The sequence below is a fragment of the uncultured Winogradskyella sp. genome (genome assembly GCF_947496485.1).
Taxonomy (GTDB): Bacteria; Bacteroidota; Bacteroidia; order Flavobacteriales; family Flavobacteriaceae; genus Winogradskyella.
Map to the genome: position 1 here is coordinate 1 of NZ_CANMCZ010000015.1, position 638 is coordinate 638.

Sequence of the window (638 nt, forward strand, 5' to 3'; positions counted from 1 at the left end):
GTAATAGGATTGATAGATACCGCAAGACAAGTTGGTGTTGCTTGGTATCTAACCGCAGGTGTATATGTTGCTGGTGGTAAATTGTTAAACACATTAGAAGCTTGCCATGGACCTGCTGCTCCATTAACACTGTATTCTATTGTGCCACCTCCGTTATCAGTGGCATCTATTGTAATTGAACCTTCATTTGATGGACAAGTTGGTTGAACACCGCTTGTTGTTACATCAATTGTTGGTGGTGGTGTTAAAAATGCTGGATCGAACATTACAAATACCTTTCCATCTCCTCCGTCACCTCCTGAAGCACCAGATTGTGTCACTCTAAAACCATAAATATCACTCCCTGAAGTTAAGAAACTTGTCAGAGGATAAACAGCCATTCCAATATTTTGAGCTCCACCTCCTGTACTTGGTATTGCTGGTACTGTTGTATCAAAATAATTCCCTGGATTTACCTCTATTCCTGTTCCTATAAGACCTCCAGAAGCATCAAGTGCCTGAATTCTAAGGCGATTATTACTGTTTCTTTCTGTAATTGCAACATACCTGTTTGATGCAGCTGAAATTGGTGCATCATATCGTATTTGCATATAATCTGTATTCACTATTTGATTATCTGCAGCCAAATAATGAGTAAG

Annotated in this window: 1 protein-coding gene; it reads right to left on the reverse strand. The window is 39.3% G+C overall.

Going from position 1 to position 638, the window contains the following annotated elements:
* The coding region (locus Q0822_RS18190) for a hypothetical protein (RefSeq protein WP_299126396.1) at nucleotides 1-638 on the reverse strand (638 nt) is incomplete at both ends.